We start from the raw sequence: 17,884 nt of genomic DNA on the forward strand, positions 1-17,884 counted from the left end.
CTCTCGCCTCTGGTGGATTTGCGCGGTAGAGTGGGGGCATGGAACATACCGCGCATTTTTCCCGTTCGCTGTCACTTCCGCTCATGGCGGCGGAAGCCGGACCTGCCCCTTCCTCCGACCAGAGCGCTGCTGCCCTGCCGCGCTGGGACCTGTCGGCCCTGTACGCGGGCATGGACGACCCGCAACTGGAGGCCGATCTGGCTGGAGCTGCCGCGGCTGCCAAAAGCTTTGCCAAGCTGTATCTGGGCCGCCTGAACAGCCTGAACGGCGGGCAGCTGGCGCAGGCCATGAGCGAGTTTGAAGAGATAGAGGAAAAACTGGGCCGGGCAGGCTCCTATGCCTCGCTGCTGTTTGCTGCGGATTCGTCCAACCCGTCCATCAGCCGCTTCAGCCAGTCCATTAACGAACGGCTGACCGATATTTCCAGCGACCTCCTGTTCTTCGGGCTGGAACTCAACCGGCTGGAAGAGGCCGACCTTCAGGCCAAAATGGACGATCCCGCTCTTGCCCGCTGGCAGCCTTACCTGCGTGACGTGCGCATGTACCGCCCCCACCAGCTTGGCGATGACGTGGAAAAAGTGCTGCTGGAAAAATCCGTAACCGGCGCGCAGGCATGGTGCCGCCTGTTTGATGAAACCATAGCCGCTCTGCGGGTTACGGTGGATGGGCAGACCATGACGGTGGGCGATGCGCTTAACCGCCTGTCCGATACAGACCGTGGAGTGCGCGAGCGCGCAGGCAAGGCTGTGGGGAGCGTGTTTGAAGGGAATGTGCGCCTGTTTGCGCTCATTACCAACACGCTGGCCAAGGACAAATCCATATCCGACGGGTTGCGGCATTTTGCCCGCCCCACATCCTCGCGCAATCTGTCCAACATGGTGGAAGATGGCGTGGTGGATGCGCTGGTTTCAGCCGTGCGCACGGATTATCCGCGTCTGTCCCACCGTTATTATGCGCTCAAGGCCAAATGGATGGGGCTGGACAAGCTGGAGCACTGGGACCGCAACGCCCCCCTGCCTGGTTGCGAGGACCGCCAGATTCCGTGGACTGAAGCCAAATCCATTGTGCAGAAGGCGTATGACGGGTTTGACCCGCGCATGGGCAAGGTGATCAACACCTTCCTGAGCAGCCCGTGGATTGATGTGCCGCCCGCTCCCGGCAAGTCCCCCGGCGCGTTTGCCCACCCCACCGTGCCATCGGCCCACCCGTATATTCTGCTCAACTACCACGGCCGCATTCGGGATGTGATGACGCTGGCGCACGAACTGGGGCACGGCGTGCATCAGGTTCTGGCGGCAAAGCAGGGTTACCTGATGTCCGACACCCCGCTCACACTGGCCGAAACCGCCAGTGTGTTTGGGGAGATGCTTACCTTCCAGTCCCTTCTGGATACGGAAAAAGACCCCGCCCGCCGCCGCCTGCTGCTGGCTGGTAAGGTGGAGGATATGCTCAACACCGTGGTGCGCCAGATTGCGTTCTACGAGTTTGAAACCCGCGTGCATGACGAGCGGAAAAAAGGCGAACTGCTGCCCGAACGGATTGGTGAAATCTGGCGCGCGGTGCAGACCGAAAGCCTTGGTCCGGCCTTTAACTTTACCCCTGATTACGATGTGTTCTGGGCGTATATCCCGCACTTTATCCATTCCCCCTTCTATGTGTACGCCTATGCGTTCGGGGATTGTCTGGTAAACGCACTGTACAAGGTGTTCAGCGAAGGGGCTCCGGGTTTTCAGGACAAATACATCGCCATGCTGGAAGCCGGTGGCACGCTGCGCCACAAGGAACTGCTGGCCCCCTTCGGGCTGGATGCCTCGGACCCCGGTTTCTGGCGCAAGGGGCTGGATGTGATTTCCGGCTTTATTGACCAGTTGGAGCAGGCAGAGCATGGCGCGTGATCTTGATAACTCCGGCATGTTCGGGGAATTGCGGCGTATGGTGCAGACCACCGGCACGGTGGGGGGCATTGCCGCACGTATGGCCGGGCACAAAATGGGGATCCGCACTACAGGCCTGACCCACGCGGAAGACCTTAAATCCGTGCTGGGGGGGCTTAAAGGCCCGCTCATGAAGGCCGCGCAGCTTCTGGCCACCATACCCGGCGCATTGCCGGAAGAATATGCGGAGGAACTGGCCCAGCTCCAGTCCAACGCACCACCCATGGGCTGGAACTTTGTGCGCCGCCGCATGACGGCGGAACTTGGAGCAGGGTGGGAGAAAAACTTTCGCGCCTTTGGCAAGGAGGCCGCCGCGGCCGCAAGCCTTGGGCAGGTGCACCAAGCCATTCTGGCCGATGGCCGCCGCGTGGCCTGCAAGCTCCAGTACCCGGACATGAACTCGGCAGTGGAAGCGGACCTCAAGCAGTTCCGCATGGCTATTGGTGTTTACCACAAGCTCGATAATGCCATCCGTCAGGATGATGTGGTGGAAGAACTGGCCGAACGCCTGCGGGAAGAGCTGGATTACCGGCGTGAGGCCGCCAATATGCGCCTCTATCACGCCATTTTGCGTGACTGCCCGGATGTGACCGTACCGCTGCCGGTAGATGAGCTGAGTACCCGCCGCCTGCTGACTATGGAATGGGTTGCTGGCCAGAACCTGAATGCCGCCATCAAGGCCGGGCTTTCAGATGAGCAGAAAAAGAAAATTGCCCGTGCCCTGTTCCGGGGTTGGTACGTGCCACTCTACCAGTATGGTGTGGTGCATGGTGACCCGCATATGGGCAACTTTACCGTGCGTGAGGATGGCGGGCTGAACCTGCTGGATTTTGGGGCGATCCGCATTTTCCGGCCCTCGTTCATCAAGGGCAATATCGACCTGTACAACGCCCTGCGCACGAAGGATGAGGACCTGGCCGCCCATGCGTACGAGGCATGGGGCTTCAAGGACCTCTCGCGCGAGAAGGTGCGTGTGCTCAATGAATGGGCAAGCCTGCTTTATGCCCCGCTCATGGATAACCGTGAGCGTTACATTCAGGAAGAGAACACCCCCGAACACGGGCGCGAGGTGTTGAGCCGTGTGCATGAAGGGCTGCAAAAAACAGGGGGTGTGCGCCTGCCGCGCGAATTTGTGCTGGTGGACCGCTCGGCCATTGGGCTTGGGTCGGTGTTTATGCGGCTCAAGGTTAAAATGAACTGGAGCGAACTGTTCCACGAAATTGTGGAAGGGTTTGATGAGCAGGCCCTGACCGACCGGCAGAATGCCGCCATAAAAGAGGCCCGCTTCCCCCCTGACGCACCGCCCGCCACCTAATGGGCGGGGCGCGCGTTACAGGCTTGTAACGGTGGGGTGCACAAGGGCGGATGCTCCCTTGCGCACCCCAATTTGCTTAGTAAGCCTGATAGTTCGCCCGTTTGAGGTGCGTCTGGTTATATTCAAGCTGGCGTGGGCTTAGCTGGAATCCCACCTCGAACCGGTAGTCGGAATCGACATTGCGGGGGGGAATTGGCAGGTCGATCGTGACCACCTTGCTGGTGGTGTCAAACGTTGCAAGGTTGGCCGGGAACGTAACGGTGTGGCGGAAGATGTGCTTGTTCACAATCCGGTCGCCATGCATCACGGCAATAAACCACGGTATGTTCAGCATCTCGGTAGAGGAGGCTGGGCCGCGTTCAACCGTAATATGCAGTACGACTCGGGTCTTCAGGTCCTTGGGGCCACCGGCGGAGCATTCTCCCTCCAGCTTGACAATACTGGCCCGCGCCACCAGATCACCAAAACCGGTACCTTTCCCGTTATACAGGTAATAGTCCGCTGCCTCGGAGGGGATATGTGTAATGGGGCAGGCAGGTGCGAACTCCATGGAGGCGCTTTCTCCGCCACTGCAGGCCGCCAGAGTTGTCAGCAGGCCCATGGCCAGTGCGCCACAAGCAGTTACGCGGGGGAGCAGGCGGCGCAGGCGGGTAAGATCATAAGGCATGGAGTGATCCGGCATTATAAGGGGTGGAGGAACAAAAATAGGTGACGCACCAACCCGCAACGCCCGGCAGCGCGCGTGTTTCACGTCTTGAATGCTGCAAAACGGGTTGCATCACATGCGTCCTTTGCGTAGGCCACAACTGCCACGGCCTTTACCGGGTTTCGGGCGTAGCCTGTTTTCAGTATGCGTCTTCATAGCCAGTTATCTTCTCTATACAGTCCGCTGCAACTTTGGGGAACACCATGCCCGATCAAACTGACACCCTTACCACCACCCAGACCGCGGATACGCAGCATGGCCGCTCACTCAAGGTCCTTCTGGCTGGCCCGCGCGGCTTTTGTGCCGGGGTGGACCGCGCCATCCGTGTGGTGGAGGAAGCCATTCGCCGTTACGGCGCGCCGGTCTATGTTCGACACGAGATCGTTCATAACCGCACCGTTGTAGAGGAGCTGGAGGCACAGGGTGCCATCTTTGTGGAGGAACTGGACGAAGTTCCCGCAGATGGTCACGTTGTTTTTTCCGCCCATGGCGTGCCCAAGACCGTGCCGGCCGAAGCCGAGCGCCGCAACCTTTTGTATCTGGATGCCACATGCCCGCTGGTGTCCAAGGTCCACCGCGAGGCCGAGCGCCATTATGCCGCAGGTGGCCCGGAAAGCCGCCATATCCTCATGATCGGCCATGCCGGTCACCCCGAGGTTGTGGGCACCATGGGCCAGCTCCCCGCCGGGGCTGTAACCCTGATCAACGATGCAGACGAAGCCCGCAGCGTGCAGCCTGCGGACCCGAGCATGCTGGCGTTTATTACCCAGACCACCCTCTCGGTTGATGATACGGCAGAAATCGTGGACATCCTGCGTGAGCGCTTCCCCCTGATCGAAGGGCCAAAGCGCGAGGATATCTGCTACGCCACCACCAACCGGCAGGAAGCGGTCAAGACCATAGCCCCCGAGTGCGATCTGGTTATTGTTATTGGCTCGCCCAACTCTTCCAACTCCCAGCGTCTGCGGGAAGTGGCCGAACGCTCTGGCGCTGCCCGTGCCCTGCTGGTGCCCCGCCTGGATGCGCTGGACTGGTCCGTGCTTGATGGCGTGGGTACGCTGGGCATTACGGCGGGTGCCTCCGCACCGGAAGCTCTGGTGCAGGAAATGCTGGCAGAAATGGCCAAGCGTTACACCCTGTGCATTGAAGAACGGATCGTGAAGGAAGAAAACGTAACGTTCCGTCTTCCCGCACCCTTGGGCTAAAGGTGGTTTATGGCCGTTTACACGGACGTTAGCGACGAGGCGCTGCAGGACTTTCTGGCAGATTTTGCCATTGGGGATCTGGTGTCGTTCCGTGGCATTGCCGAGGGGGTGGAGAACACCAACTTCCAGCTGCGTACAACCGAAGGGGATTTTATTCTCACTCTGTACGAAAAGCGGGTGAATGCGCGCGAACTGCCCTGGTTTCTGGGTCTGATGCAGCACCTTGCGCGGGAAGGGGTTACCTGCCCGCAGCCGGTGGCAGACCGGCGGGGGGAAACGCTAAAAACCCTTGCGGGCCGTCCTGCGGCCATTACCACGTTTTTGCCCGGTGTCTGGCCGCGTACGGTGCGGGGCGAGCATTGCCGCCCTCTTGGCCGTGCGCTGGCGCAACTGCATGCGGCAGGCCGGTCCTATGCCCCAGAGCGTGCCAATGCGCTGGGGCCAACCGCATGGGCACCCCTGCTGCAAAGCTGCGCGGGTGGGGCCAACACGGTGCAGCCGGGTTTGCAGGCGGAGTTGGAGCAGGCTCTGGCCCGTATTGTGCCCGCATGGCCGGGCCACGGTGGCAACCCAACCCTGCCGCGCGGGCAAATTCATGCCGATCTGTTCCCCGATAACGTGTTTTTCCTCAACCACGGTGTATCGGGGCTGATTGATTTCTATTTTGCCTGCACGGACTACCTTGCATACGACGTGGCCATCTGCCTGAACGCGTGGTGCTTCCAGCCCGATGGCGCGTTTAACGTGACCTTCGCCCGCCAGATGCTGCTGGGGTATGAGGAAGTGCGGAAGCTTGATGAGGCCGAGTGCTATGCCATGCCGGTTCTGGCCCAAGGTGCGGCCATGCGCTTTTTGCTGACCCGGCTGTACGACTGGATCAACACCCCGGCCGATGCGCTGGTCACGCCCAAAAAACCGCTGGATTACCTCAAACGGCTCAGGTTCCATCTGGCAACGCAGACTGTGGGTGGTTATGGACTCTGAACCTTCTTCCCCAACCCCGGAAAACCGGATGCAGGTTGAAATCTGGACAGATGGCGGGTGCAAGCCCAACCCCGGCCCCGGCGGCTGGGGGGTGTTGCTGCGCTGCAAGGGCGTTGAGCGCGAACTCTCGGGCGGGGAACTGGCAACCACCAATAACCGCATGGAACTGACAGCCGCCGCTGAAGCACTGGAAGCGCTGACCAAGCCCTGCACCGTTAACCTGCATACCGATAGCGAATATGTGCGGAACGGCATTACGCGCTGGCATACAGGCTGGGTTCGCCGGAACTGGCGCAATGCGGCGGGGGATCCTGTTGCCAATATGGATTTGTGGCGGCGCCTGCTGGATGCGGCCAAACCGCATGATGTGTCATGGCACTGGGTTAAGGGCCACTCTGGCGTGCCGGAGAACGAACTGGTGGACCAGTTGGCCACACAGGCCCGTATCCGTATGGAAGAGCAAAAAGCAGGCGCGTAATGCCGCCTGCTGCCCACCTTTACCTTACAATCTGAGTGGTTTGTGCATCGCCCCCGGCAGGCTGGGGGCGAGCCGTACGCCGTAGCGGCTTATGCCGCGTTATGGCTCCATGTCAGACTGGTAAATATCAATATAGTCCTGTGGCGCATCCGGCTTGGCGTTCTGGGGCTGACCAATAACCCGCACATAAATTCTGGTCGAAGGCGTTCCGCCGTTCATCAGCACGCTCCGCGCTGCCAGGCCGCGGGCAAGAGCCATGCGCCGTGGGAGTGAGGGGTCATCCGCCGACCCTGAACTATAGGCATCCACAAGGGCGCGAACATGCGGCTTGTAAGCAAGGTTCTGCCCGAATGCCAGAATGGCCTGATGCGTTTCGGGGTTAAGGTCGGCCGAGCCGGGGGCAAATGTCAGGCGCACACCACCGGGAATGGGCGTGAGAGTGCCGGTCGCCTGAAGCTGCACGGCAGGCTGCGGCGGAATGGGGAAGGGGTGCACCTCCACATCGGAGGGAGGCGGGGTAAGCTGCGGCACGCCCGGTGGCGCATTGGGGATAGTGGCTTCCGGCGCGGGGCGTACCGGGGCAGGGGCTGCAACCGGTTGTGCCTGCGCGGTGCCAGTCCCACCCGCAGGAGCAGGAGCAGGAGCAGGAGCAGGAGCAGGAGCAGGTTGGGCCGTGCCGGGATTACCTGCTGGCGTTGGCAATGGCTGCGTGTTCTGCCCTGCTGGTGCTGGTGCTGGTGCTGGTGCTGGTGCTGGTGCTGGTGGCGTGGTTCGGGGGGCGGCAGCATTTGCCGTGGCGGCTGGCTGGGTGGTTCCGGGTGTGGAGATCTGTGCCTGCGGCCGCGGCGTAGGCCGGGGGACTACGTGGCGCTGAGCGTGCGGGTGCTGGGGTGTGTTCTGCCTTGCCTGCGTGGCGGCTGTTCTGGAGGCCGCGGGGGGCTGTGCATCTGCCAGACTGTCGAGTGCCTGTGTGTTGGTCGTGATCTGGGCATGGGCTGTGCCCGCTCCGACCAGCCCTGCGGCGCAGAGCAGGGACAGACGGCACGAAAGGGAGAACATTTTTTTCATTGCAGTGCAGACTAGCCCAGAAGGTGGGAGGGATAAAACGGGGTATTCTGGCAAGGTGGGGCAAAACGGCGCGCAGTCATGCGGAAAACTGCTCTTCTGCAATACGTTCGGAGAGTGTCTGCCCCGGATCAAACAGTAAGGTTACGGTCAGGTTGCGGTCTTCTCGCACCTGAACCGAGGTCACGTTGCGCACTTCTACCGAATCGGCCACAGCAGCCACGGGCCGTTTTTCGGCCTCCATGACCGTAAAACCTACATGGGCGGTGGAGGGCAGCAGCGCGCCACGCCAGCGGCGGGGCCGAAAGGCGCATATGGGTGTAAGCGGGAGCAGATTGCCCGAAAGCGGAACAATAGGCCCGTGAGCGGAAAGGTTATAGGCGGTGGAGCCTGCCGGTGTTGCCAGTAATGCGCCATCGCAGATCAGCTCAGGCACACGGACCAGCCCATCCACATCTATGCGGAGCTTGGCGGCCTGGCGTGTCTGGCGGAACAGGTACACGTCATTCAGGGCGAGCGCTTCGTGCGTTTCATTGCTGCTGGTGGTGGCGGTCATGCGCAACGGGTGCAGGGTGGCCGCCTGTGCGTGAAAAAGGCGGTGGGGCAGGTCTTCTTCGTCCATCGGGTTCATCAAAAACCCAACGGAGCCACAGTTCATGCCATACACCGGGGCGGTGAGCTGTGTTTCCAGCACCACACGCAGGGTTTCGAGCATAAAGCCGTCCCCCCCCAGGCAGACAATAATTTCCGCATCGCCAGGGTGGCAGTTGCCGTAATGGGCTACCAGCCGGTCAAACTCCATCCGTGCCTCATGCGTGGGGGCGGCCATAAAGGCCAGCTTGCGCGGCGTCTGGGCAAAAAGGGGCTGCGTGGAGGGGGATGCGGCACTCATGCTCTGCCCTGTGGGTGGAGGAAGGAAGAGTGTGTCTTACCCCGCAAGACCGTGGTCCTGAAAGGGGGCGGTCTCATTTTTGGTGTGGAGGAAGGCAGGGGCCAGCCGGGTGCCCAGTAACTCGTCATAGACGCCCAATGTTGCGTGCTGCATGGCCTCGGTTGTGTAGTGCGCCACAACTGCCTGCCGGGCGGCCGTGCCCATATGGACGAGTGAGGCTGCCGGGGCGTTGAGTACGGCCAACATGGCATCGGCCAGTGCCTCCACATTGTTGGGAGGAACAGACAGACCGGTTACACCATTCTCCACCGTTTCCACCGCCGCCCCATGGTGGGAGACAATAACCGGGCGGCACATGGCCTGTGCTTCCACCACAACACGGCCAAAGGGTTCGGGGCGGAGGGAGGGCACAAGCACCATGGTGGCCAGTGCCATGGCGGCGGGCATGTCCTCGCAGTGGCCGGCAAAGCGGATTCTGTCGTCCAGCCCAAGGCTGCTGGCCAGTTGGGTGAGTTCCTGCACGTAGCGCCCGTCTGCCTTGTCGGACCCGGCAAACACGCAGTGCCATGGTTGGTCGGGCAGCCCGGCTTCCAGTTGCGCCAGTGCCTGCAGCACAAGGGTCTGCCCTTTCCAGCCGGTAAGCCTGCCGGGCATGAGAATAATGGCTGACCCTGCGGGAATGCCCCATTGTTCGGCAAGCTGGTGCATGCGCTGCCCGCTGACCGCATGGGGGCTGAACTGCCCTATATCCGCCCCGCGCGGAATAACCCGCAGGCGGGTGGCAGGTACATTGTAGTCCTTGTGGAGCATCCGCCCGATATGCGCGCTTATGGCGATAACCCGGTCCCCGCTGGCCAGCACGGAGTTATACAGCTTTTTGCCCGGCATGGTGTTGGCATGCACGCCATGCCATGTGGTGACAAACGCGGTGCGGGTACGCCTGCACGCCATTCTGGCTGTCCAGGCGGGAATGCGGGAGCGGGCATGCACCAGAGCCACATTGTGCTGGCCCAGTATGCGGGCCAGTACACGGGCATTCTTCCAGACATGTGCGGGGTTGCGGCTGCCACATTCGGGGAGGGTAATATGCTCTGCCCCCAGACTCCGCAGCATGGGCACAAGGCGGCCACCGCTGCTGGCAACAAGGGCCTTGCCCCCGGCCTGAGTAATGGCCTGCGCCATTTCCAGCGTGCCGCGTTCAACCCCCCCCTGCTGCAGGGCAGGAAGAATTTGCAAAATAACAGGAGAGCTTAGAGAACTGGCCATGGTGCTCCTATTATCACGCACAGGGGCAAAAGTGCCATATTCTGAACATGCTGGGGTCCGCGCTTGACCAGTATGGGCCAGAGTTTGCTATGGATGGTCTATGAAAGCAGTTTTCTCTGCGCGTCGGTCCTTGCCCTGCATGCTGGCTGGCGCTGTTGTTCTGGCGGGAGCATCTTCGTTTGAAGATGTCGCACAGGCCCGCACGCAGCAGGCGTCGGGGGATAAAAAACAGGTCTGGTCCGTGACCACCTGCATGGCCATGATCGGTGATGACCCCTACGGCGCGCGGGATTACGCGCTGGACTGGCTGCACCATGGCGGCGGGCGGGATGCCCGGCACTGCCACGCTCTGGCCCTGCTTGAAGCGGGGGATGAAGACGAATCCGCGCGTGAGCTGGATGAACTGGCCCACCAGACCGCACCCAAGGGGGATGTGCCTCCGCCAGCCCTGCGTGCAACTCTGGAGGATGAGGCCGCCGAGGCATGGCTTGCCGCCGGAGTGCCGGGCAAAGCGCAGGCCAGCGCGGATTTTGGGCTGCTGGCCCAACCCCATGACCAGTCCTTACAAATTGCCCGGGCGCGCAGCGTGCTGGCCCAGAACCGGGCCGATCTGGCGGAGCAGGAACTTACGGCCCTGATAGCCCACCAGCCCGGTGCCATGCCCGAAGCCTATGTTCTGCTGGCCGAGGCCGAGCGCAAGATGGGGCGGCTTGACCTTGCCATGCAGCATGTTGCCCATGCTCTGGCTGTGGCGCCAGACAGTGCAGCCGCCCTGCTGGAGCGCGGGATTATTCGCGAACGCAAGGGCGATGCCACTGGTGCGCAGCAGGACTGGCAGAAGGTGCTGGACCTCTCCCCCGACAGCCACGAGGCAGACATGGCCCGTCAGGATCTGGCCGTAATGGCGGCAGACCCCGATTCTCCATGAGCGGAGAGCCGGGGCTGGACCCGCAGCGTATTCTGGTTATCCGGCTGAGTGCGCTGGGGGATTTTGTGCAGAGTTTTGGCCCGTTCGAGGCCATAAGGCGCGCACACCCCAAAGCCCGCATAACCCTGCTGACAACCCGCCCCTTTGTGGATCTGGCCCGCCTTGCCCCATGGTTTGACCATGTGGAAGTGGACCACCGCCCCCGCTGGACCAACCTTGCCGGGCTACGCACCCTAAGGCGGCAGTTGCGTGGGTATGACCGGGTTTATGATTTGCAGACATCGGGGCGCACTGCGCGGTATTTCTGGCTGGCGGGGCGGCCGGTGTGGTCCGGGCATGTGGGGCGTGCAGCCTTGCCCCACGCCAATCCGTGGCGGGACATCATGCACACACGCCCCCGCCAGCGTGACCAGTTGCGCATGGCGGGCGTTACCCCGGTGGACCGGCCCGACCTTGGTTGGCTGGTGGGTGGTGGGCCGCACCTGCCCCAGCCCTATGCCTTGCTGGTACCCGGTGCGGCGCCCCATCGCCCCGCCAAACGCTGGCCTGCCGGGCATTACGGCCAGTTGGCGGCCCAGATGGTAGCGCACGGCATAACCCCCGTTGTGGTTGGCAGTGCCGGGGAGCAGCCTCTGGCGGCACAGATCCTGCGGCACTGCCCGCAGGCGCTGGACCTGACAGGCCAGACCAGCCTGCCCGACCTGGCGGGCCTTGCCGCACGGGCATGGGGGGCGGTGGGGAACGATACAGGCCCCATGCATCTGGCTGCCGAGGTTGGGTGCCGCTGCCTTGTCCTGTTTTCGCGTGACAGTACGCCTGCGCGCACAGCCCCTTTGGGGTATGCGCCGGGGCAGGTGGACGTGTTATGGGCGCGTGATCTTGCATTCCTTTCGGTGCAGAGGGTTGCAGCCGCGCTCTGGTAGCGCCATTAAACACTCTTTGCTTTTATTCTTCCTATCCTTTTGGAGCTTGCACCTATGCCCGCTATCACCCTGCCCGACGGTTCTGTTCGCAGTTTTGACGGGCCAGTTACGGGCACTACGGTGGCAGAGTCCATTGGTGCAGGACTGGCCAAGGCCGCTTTGGCCATGGAAGTGGACGGCCAGCTCAGCGATATTCGCCAGACCATAAAAGCCGATGCCAAGGTCCGCTTTATTACCAAAAAGGACCCGGAATCGCTCGAACTGATCCGCCACGATGCCGCCCACGTGCTGGCTGAGGCCGTGCAGGAGCTGTTCCCCGGTACGCAGGTGACCATTGGCCCGTCCATTGAACACGGGTTTTATTACGATTTTTTCCGTGCCGAGCCGTTTACCCCCGAAGACTTTGCCGCCATCGAAGCCAAGATGAAGGAAATCGTGGCACGGGCCGAGCCGTTCGAGCGCGAAGTCTGGCCGCGTGATGCCGCCATTGCGTTTTTTGAAGAACGCGGCGAATCGTTCAAGGCCGAGCTGATTCGTGACCTGCCGGAAACGGAAGATATTTCCATCTACCGGCAGGGCCAGTGGCTGGACCTGTGCCGTGGCCCCCACCTGCGCACCACCAAGGATGTGGGAACCGCCTTCAAGCTGATGAAGGTCGCTGGCGCTTACTGGCGCGGGGACCACCGCAACCCCATGCTGACCCGCGTGTACGGCACCGCATGGCGCGACCAGAAGGAACTCGACGCCTATCTGCTCCAGCTTGAGGAAGCCGAAAAGCGTGACCACCGCCGCATCGGGCGGGAGATGGGGCTGTTCCATTTTCAGGAAGAGGCCGTCGGGCAGGTGTTCTGGCACGCCAAGGGCTGGCGCGTTTATTCCGTGTTGCAGGACTACATGCGCCGCGCACAGACCCGCCACGGATACCAGGAAGTGCGTACCCCCCAACTGGTGGACCGTGGTCTGTGGGAGGCATCGGGCCACTGGGACAAATACCGCCACCACATGTTTGTCGCCACGGTGGAGGATGAGGATAAAACCCTCGCCCTCAAACCCATGAACTGCCCGTGCCATGTGCAGATTTTCCGCCATGGGCTGCGCTCCTACCGTGAGCTGCCGCTTCGCATGGCCGAATTTGGCGCCTGCCATCGTTACGAACCCTCGGGCGCTCTGCATGGCCTGATGCGTGTGCGTGGCTTTACGCAGGATGATGCGCATATCTTCTGCACCGAGGACCAGATTGCGGCCGAGACCGTACAGTTTGTGAAGATGCTGCACGAAGTGTACCAGGACCTCGGGTTTGAGCACGTACGCGTCAAGTTTGCTGACCGCCCAGAACAGCGCGCAGGCAGCGAAGCGGTGTGGGACAAGGCCGAAGCCGCACTCAAGGAAGCCTGCACCGTTGCCGGGGTCGAGTACGAATATAACCCGGGTGAGGGGGCATTTTACGGTCCCAAGCTCGAATTCGTGCTGCGTGACGCCATTGGCCGCGACTGGCAGTGTGGCACCTTGCAGGTGGACCTTGTTCTGCCCGAACGGCTGGATGCCAGCTATGTGGGCGAGGACTCGGCCAAGCACCGCCCCGTTATGCTGCACCGCGCCATTCTGGGCTCGTTCGAGCGGTTCCTCGGGATTCTGATCGAGCAGCACGCTGGGCGCTTCCCGCTGTGGCTGGCACCTGTTCAGGTGGTTGTGGCCTCCATTGTCAGCGATGCCGCACCCTATGCGCAGGATGTTGCCGCGGCCCTGCGTAATGCCGGGCTGGTGGCTGAGGCGGATGTCCGTAACGACAAGATCAACGCCAAGGTCCGTGAGCATAGCGTAGGCCGCGTACCGGTTATTCTGGTCGTCGGGCGGCGCGAGGCAGAGGAAGGTACTGTGGCCATGCGCCGCCTTGGCTCGCAGGCGCAGGAGGTGCTAACGCTGGATCAGGCCATTGCTGCACTCAGCCACGAAGCGACACCACCTGACCTGCGCAAAAAGGCGTGAAGCAGGCCGGGTTTTTGTGGCAATGCTGCAATGCCCCTGATTTATTGCATGGACCGCTTGATAAACAGCGGAGAATTGCGCACATACTAACCGCAGGCGGAGCACCGGGTAACGGTGCTTCTGTTTGTTTTTGAAATGTATTACAGGAGCCGACCATAGTCAGATCCCCTTACCCCGCGGCACCCAGCAAAGAAGGGCCGCGCGTGAATGAAGAAATTCGTGTGCCGCAGGTTCGCCTGATTGATGAAACAGGCGAAATGGCGGGCGTTATGTCCGTGCGTGATGCGCTTGCCCGTGCCTATGGCGTTGGGCTGGACCTGCTGGAAATAAGCCCCAATGCTGAGCCGCCGGTAGTAAAGATTCTTGACTACGGCAAGTTCAAGTACGAGCAGCAGAAAAAGCGCAACGAAGCCAAGAAAAAACAGAAAGTTATTGAAATCAAGGAAGTCAAGGTTCGTCCGAACATCGACGAAAATGACTACCAGGTTAAGATGCGCTCTGTGAAAAGCTTTATTGGCGACGGGGATAAGGTCAAGGTCACACTGCGTTTCCGTGGGCGCGAAATGGCGCATCAGGAACTGGGGATCAAGGTCCTGGAACGGATTCGGACAGAGATTGATGAACTGGCCAAGGTTGAGCAGATGCCTCGCCTTGAAAACCGCCAGATGATTATGGTGCTGGCACCGCGCTAAGCATTTTTCTGTCTGGACTGGTTATAAAAAACCGCCCGAGGTTGGCCCCCGGGCGGTTTTTTTGTGCGTGCAGTCTTTTATGCAGCGTTTATGCGCCCCGGTTTTGGGGCGCAGCTTACCACTATGATACCCGACCCCAGAGGTCTGCTCAGGGTTCGAGAAGAACGGTTGCCCGCAGGTCCGCGCGCACGGTCTGGGTTTCCGCCGTGCTGGAGGGGCTGGCATCAAGCGAATCGTTTGCCGCACCGGCAACAGCAGCCCGGAGCATAATGGGCATAGGGTGGGGGTAGCCCTGATCAGAAACACTGATCTGCGTAAACCGGGCTACGTGGAGGCCAAGGGACTGCGCAAGTGTATCGGCCTGTTTTTTAAGCTCGATAATGGCTTTTTTTTCGGCTTCCAGAAACAGGCTCTGGCGTTTTTCGTCCGAAAGTGACCAGTCCAGCCCTTCCAGAATAAGCCCCTTGGCCTGCAGTTGCCCGGCCAGTGGCAGCAGGTTTTTGCCATCTGTGGCAGAAAAGCTCAGGGTCTGGCTGGCAGTCCAGTAGGGGGAGGCTTTTTCGGGCCGTGTCTCGTACACCGAATACTGGAGGACGGCGGCTTTGATGTCGGCATTTTTGGCGGCTTCATCCGTGGCTTTTTTGACCACAGCATTGACACCCCCTTGGGCGGAGGCCGCATTCTTGTTCTGGCTTTCCGCCCGGAAGCGCGCACTCAGCTTGTCTGGTGCCGCTTCTGTTGTGCCTGTGGCATGGATTTCCAGCCGGGTATAAGGCTCTTTGTTGTCCTCGGCATGGGCGGCAGGCGTGTGGGCCAGCACGGCCATGCCCGAAGCCAGAGCCACAAGACCCATGGATTTGAAAGATGGGAGGAGAGTCACGATGGTGCTCCTTCTGCATTCAGTAGGGCGCGGCGCAAGCGCACCAGTCCGGGACGGACATGCCCGTTTTCGCAAAGGTTTATGCCTTCCGCCTTCAGGCTGGAGACGGAGGCAGAAGACTTCGTGGCTGAATATGAATCTATCAAATGGGCAAGTTCAAGGCAGAAGGAGAGACTGTCAGACGTAACAACAACTGGGGTGGATAATCTGGGAGCGGGAAAAAAGTGCCAGCCAAACGGCAGCGATGTTGGCAGGTGCGTGTTACTGGCAAGGGTGACGGAACCGCCCGTAATAACGCACGCCAAAGCTAATGACAGAACAAGGGGTAAGCGGAAATTCATAGAGACACTAAGAGACGCAATTGCATGTTATTTCAACAAAACTATCCACCAAAAACGATCTATTAACGTTAATAGATTTACGTCATCATTGTAATATTACGTATAGTTTAGGTTTTATCTGGATAATCATGTATTGCGGGCACATCTATAGTCACCGCAAGACCGGGGTTGTTGTGCGACAAACGCAATGTGCCGCCATGCAGTTCCACAATGGCCTGCACAAGGGATAAACCCAGCCCCGAACCGGGGGTATGGCGCGCCCGCTCTGCCCGAAAGAAGCGTTCCGATGCCCGGGCAAGGTCTGCTTCGTTCATGCCAATGCCCCTGTCCACCACCATAATGCGGATGGTGCCTGACTGCTCACGCTCCGTAGCGGGCGGGGCGGGAATATGCCACGCGCTCAGGCTTATGGCCCCTTGTGGGGGGGAGAATTTGATGGCGTTGTCCAGAATATTGGCCAAAGCCTGCTGGAACATGGCCTGATCCCCCCAGAATGGCAGGTGGGGGGGTAAATCTGTCCGTAATTTAAGGCCGTGGTCATCTGCTACGGCTTCATACAATTCCGTAATGTCGCGCAAGGTGGTGGCCAGATCGAATATGGCAAAGGCCGAGCGGCGTGTGCCTGCCTCAATCTGGGCAATGCGCAGCAGGGCTTCGCAAATGCCGGTCACGTTATCCAGATTGACCACGGCCTGATCTATGGCAGCACGGAGAGCCTGCTCGCTTGTGGCGGAGCGGGAGGCATCTTCCAGCTCGGCACGGGCACGGGCAATGGGGGTGCGCAGGTCATGGGCAATGGAGTTGGAAACCTGTTTGACCCCATCCATCAGCCGGGTAATGCGGTCGAGCATCTGGTTGATGGTCAGGGCCACATCGTCCAGTTCGTCCCCCATGCCGGATACGGGAATCCGGCGGGACATATCACCCTGCGTAATGGCAAGGGTTGTACGGTTGATGGAGTGGATGATCCGCCGGAACAGGATGCGCACAACCCAGCCCCCGCCAATGGCCAGCAACCCGACCATAAGGCAGGTCCAGACCATGGCATCGGTGAGCATGCGCTGGATCTGGGTGCGTTCGCTAATATCGCGCCCGATGAGCAGAAGGTAATCGCCTTGCAGCGTCCATACGCGGACCTGCGCAAGGTTGAGTTGCCCATCACGGAGCACGGGCAGGGTCTGCCATATCTGGGTAGGGTCGAGCCGTACGGGCCAGTGGGCCAGATTGCCAGCCAGCAGTTTGCCGTCCGGTGCACTCAGCAGGTACAGGGCGTTGTCGTCTATATCCTGCGCCAGACGGTTGCTGATCAGGTTTTCCAGCCCCAGAATACCGTCATGTCGCCATTCTGTCAGCAGGGCATGGGCATCAAGCGCAATGGAGTGGCGTACGCGCTGTTCCAGCAGGCCAATGGTGCCCCACCATACAAACGACAGGAACAGTATGGCGGAGCTGATAAACAGAACACTGTAAACAAGACCAAAACGCAGGCTGACGGATTGTATGCGGACCTTGCGTAAAATGGTCTGCATAAATCGGCCTGGTCCGGTCATTCTTGCAGCATGTATCCGGCGTTGCGCACGGTATGCACCAGCGCGTGCTCAAAAGGTTTGTCTATTTTCTGGCGCAAGCGGGAGATGTGGACGTCAATCACGTTGGTCTGCGGGTCAAAGTGGTAGTCCCACACGCCTTCAAGCAGCATGGTGCGGGTTACGACCTGCCCGGTGTGACGCATTAAAAATTCCAGCAACCGGAACTCGCGCGGTTGCAGGTCTATTTTCTGCCCACCCCGGCGCACAGCGCGGGAGAGCAGGTCTATTTCCAGATCGCCCACGCTCAGTTTGGTCAGGGGCTGGGCCTCGTTGCGGTTGCGCCGCACAAGGGCTTCCAGCCGGGCTTGAAGTTCGGAAAAGGAGAAGGGTTTGCTTACGTAGTCATCCCCACCCGCTTTAAGCCCGGCGACTTTCTCGTCCACATCCGCCAGAGCGGACAGCAGGAGAACAGGGGTCAGGTTCCCTTCACGGCGCAGGGTTTCCAGAATATGGAGCCCCTCCACCCCACCGGGGAGCATACGGTCGAGGATGATGACATCGAACTTATCCTGGCAGGCAAGGGAGAGCCCCTGCTTGCCGTCTGCCGCCTGTTCCACCAGATGACCTGCTTCGGACAGACCCTTGGCAACAAAGTTACGGACCGTTTGATCATCTTCTATTAGAAGAACACGCATAGACAGACCTCAATTACCCAAACGGATTACCAAATTCTTACAAGGAATATATGTTCTTGTCACGG

At 60.5% G+C, this 17,884-nt stretch carries 16 protein-coding genes; 9 read left to right on the forward strand and 7 right to left on the reverse strand.

All coding sequences use genetic code 11. From position 1 onward, the window contains the following. The first annotated feature begins 38 nt into the window (after positions 1-38). The gene (locus tag LKE65_RS07065) at positions 39-1,895 is read left to right on the forward strand and encodes a M3 family oligoendopeptidase (RefSeq protein ID WP_408744037.1); all 1,857 of its coding nucleotides are present in this window, start codon (positions 39-41) and stop codon (positions 1,893-1,895) included. After that, positions 1,885-3,249, forward strand: a complete 1,365-nt coding sequence (locus LKE65_RS07070) for an ABC1 kinase family protein (protein WP_086645654.1) — start codon at positions 1,885-1,887, stop codon at positions 3,247-3,249. Before LKE65_RS07065 ends, LKE65_RS07070 begins: the two co-directional genes overlap by 11 nt. Positions 3,250-3,325: 76 nt before the next feature. Here LKE65_RS07070 and LKE65_RS07075 read toward each other — a convergent pair whose 3' ends face one another. Further along, entirely contained in the window at positions 3,326-3,916 is a 591-nt protein-coding gene (locus LKE65_RS07075; RefSeq protein ID WP_086645711.1) for a hypothetical protein, read from the reverse strand. A gap of 242 nt (positions 3,917-4,158) precedes the next feature. Between LKE65_RS07075 and ispH the strand changes: the two genes are divergently transcribed. Genes ispH through rnhA form a run of 3 tightly spaced genes read left to right on the forward strand, consistent with a single transcriptional unit; the run spans position 4,159 to position 6,622 of the window. Beyond that, entirely contained in the window at positions 4,159-5,160 is a 1,002-nt protein-coding gene (gene ispH, locus LKE65_RS07080; RefSeq protein WP_086645653.1) for a 4-hydroxy-3-methylbut-2-enyl diphosphate reductase, read from the forward strand. Between the two features lie 9 nt (positions 5,161-5,169). Further along, on the forward strand, positions 5,170-6,144 hold the full coding sequence (locus LKE65_RS07085) for a homoserine kinase (protein WP_278740840.1): 975 nt from the start codon (positions 5,170-5,172) through the stop codon (positions 6,142-6,144). After that, a complete protein-coding gene (gene rnhA, locus LKE65_RS07090; RefSeq protein ID WP_086645651.1) occupies positions 6,134-6,622 on the forward strand; it encodes a ribonuclease HI in 489 nt (162 codons plus the stop codon). Before LKE65_RS07085 ends, rnhA begins: the two co-directional genes overlap by 11 nt. Before the next feature lie 99 nt (positions 6,623-6,721). Here the strand turns inward: rnhA and LKE65_RS07095 are convergent, their stop codons facing one another. The 3 genes from LKE65_RS07095 to LKE65_RS07105 all read right to left on the reverse strand — a co-directional run bounded on the left by LKE65_RS07095 (position 6,722) and on the right by LKE65_RS07105 (position 9,845). Then, a complete protein-coding gene (locus LKE65_RS07095) occupies positions 6,722-7,681 on the reverse strand; it encodes an OmpA family protein (RefSeq protein WP_278740841.1) in 960 nt (319 codons plus the stop codon). 85 nt (positions 7,682-7,766) lie between these two features. Further along, positions 7,767-8,579: an NAD kinase gene (locus tag LKE65_RS07100; RefSeq protein WP_278740842.1), complete on the reverse strand. Its 813-nt coding sequence runs from the start codon at positions 8,577-8,579 to the stop codon at positions 7,767-7,769. A gap of 36 nt (positions 8,580-8,615) precedes the next feature. Continuing rightward, a complete protein-coding gene (locus LKE65_RS07105) occupies positions 8,616-9,845 on the reverse strand; it encodes a glycosyltransferase family 4 protein (protein WP_278740843.1) in 1,230 nt (409 codons plus the stop codon). 100 nt (positions 9,846-9,945) lie between these two features. Here LKE65_RS07105 and LKE65_RS07110 point away from each other — a divergent pair, with 100 nt between their 5' ends. From LKE65_RS07110 to infC, 4 genes are all read left to right on the forward strand, one after another. Next, positions 9,946-10,773: a hypothetical protein gene (locus tag LKE65_RS07110; protein ID WP_086645647.1), complete on the forward strand. Its 828-nt coding sequence runs from the start codon at positions 9,946-9,948 to the stop codon at positions 10,771-10,773. Then, positions 10,770-11,696, forward strand: coding sequence for a glycosyltransferase family 9 protein (locus LKE65_RS07115; protein WP_278740844.1), 927 nt, complete (start codon positions 10,770-10,772; stop codon positions 11,694-11,696). The genes LKE65_RS07110 and LKE65_RS07115 overlap by 4 nt, the downstream gene beginning before the upstream one ends. A gap of 54 nt (positions 11,697-11,750) precedes the next feature. Then, on the forward strand, positions 11,751-13,682 hold the full coding sequence (gene thrS / locus LKE65_RS07120; RefSeq protein ID WP_086645645.1) for a threonine--tRNA ligase: 1,932 nt from the start codon (positions 11,751-11,753) through the stop codon (positions 13,680-13,682). Positions 13,683-13,837: 155 nt separating this feature from the next. Next, positions 13,838-14,374, forward strand: a complete 537-nt coding sequence (gene infC, locus LKE65_RS07125) for a translation initiation factor IF-3 (RefSeq protein ID WP_059024330.1) — start codon at positions 13,838-13,840, stop codon at positions 14,372-14,374. A 148-nt stretch (positions 14,375-14,522) separates the two neighbouring features. Here the strand turns inward: infC and LKE65_RS07130 are convergent, their stop codons facing one another. The 3 genes from LKE65_RS07130 to LKE65_RS07140 all read right to left on the reverse strand — a co-directional run bounded on the left by LKE65_RS07130 (position 14,523) and on the right by LKE65_RS07140 (position 17,819). Further along, entirely contained in the window at positions 14,523-15,254 is a 732-nt protein-coding gene (locus tag LKE65_RS07130) for an SIMPL domain-containing protein (protein ID WP_233129054.1), read from the reverse strand. 448 nt (positions 15,255-15,702) lie between these two features. Next, a complete protein-coding gene (locus tag LKE65_RS07135; RefSeq protein ID WP_278740845.1) occupies positions 15,703-17,124 on the reverse strand; it encodes a sensor histidine kinase in 1,422 nt (473 codons plus the stop codon). Between the two features lie 17 nt (positions 17,125-17,141). After that, positions 17,142-17,819: a winged helix-turn-helix domain-containing protein gene (locus LKE65_RS07140; RefSeq protein WP_086645642.1), complete on the reverse strand. Its 678-nt coding sequence runs from the start codon at positions 17,817-17,819 to the stop codon at positions 17,142-17,144. Positions 17,820-17,884 lie beyond the last annotated feature (65 nt).

Origin of the sequence: Acetobacter fabarum, assembly GCF_022483405.1 — a bacterium.
Classification (GTDB): domain Bacteria; phylum Pseudomonadota; class Alphaproteobacteria; order Acetobacterales; family Acetobacteraceae; genus Acetobacter; species Acetobacter fabarum.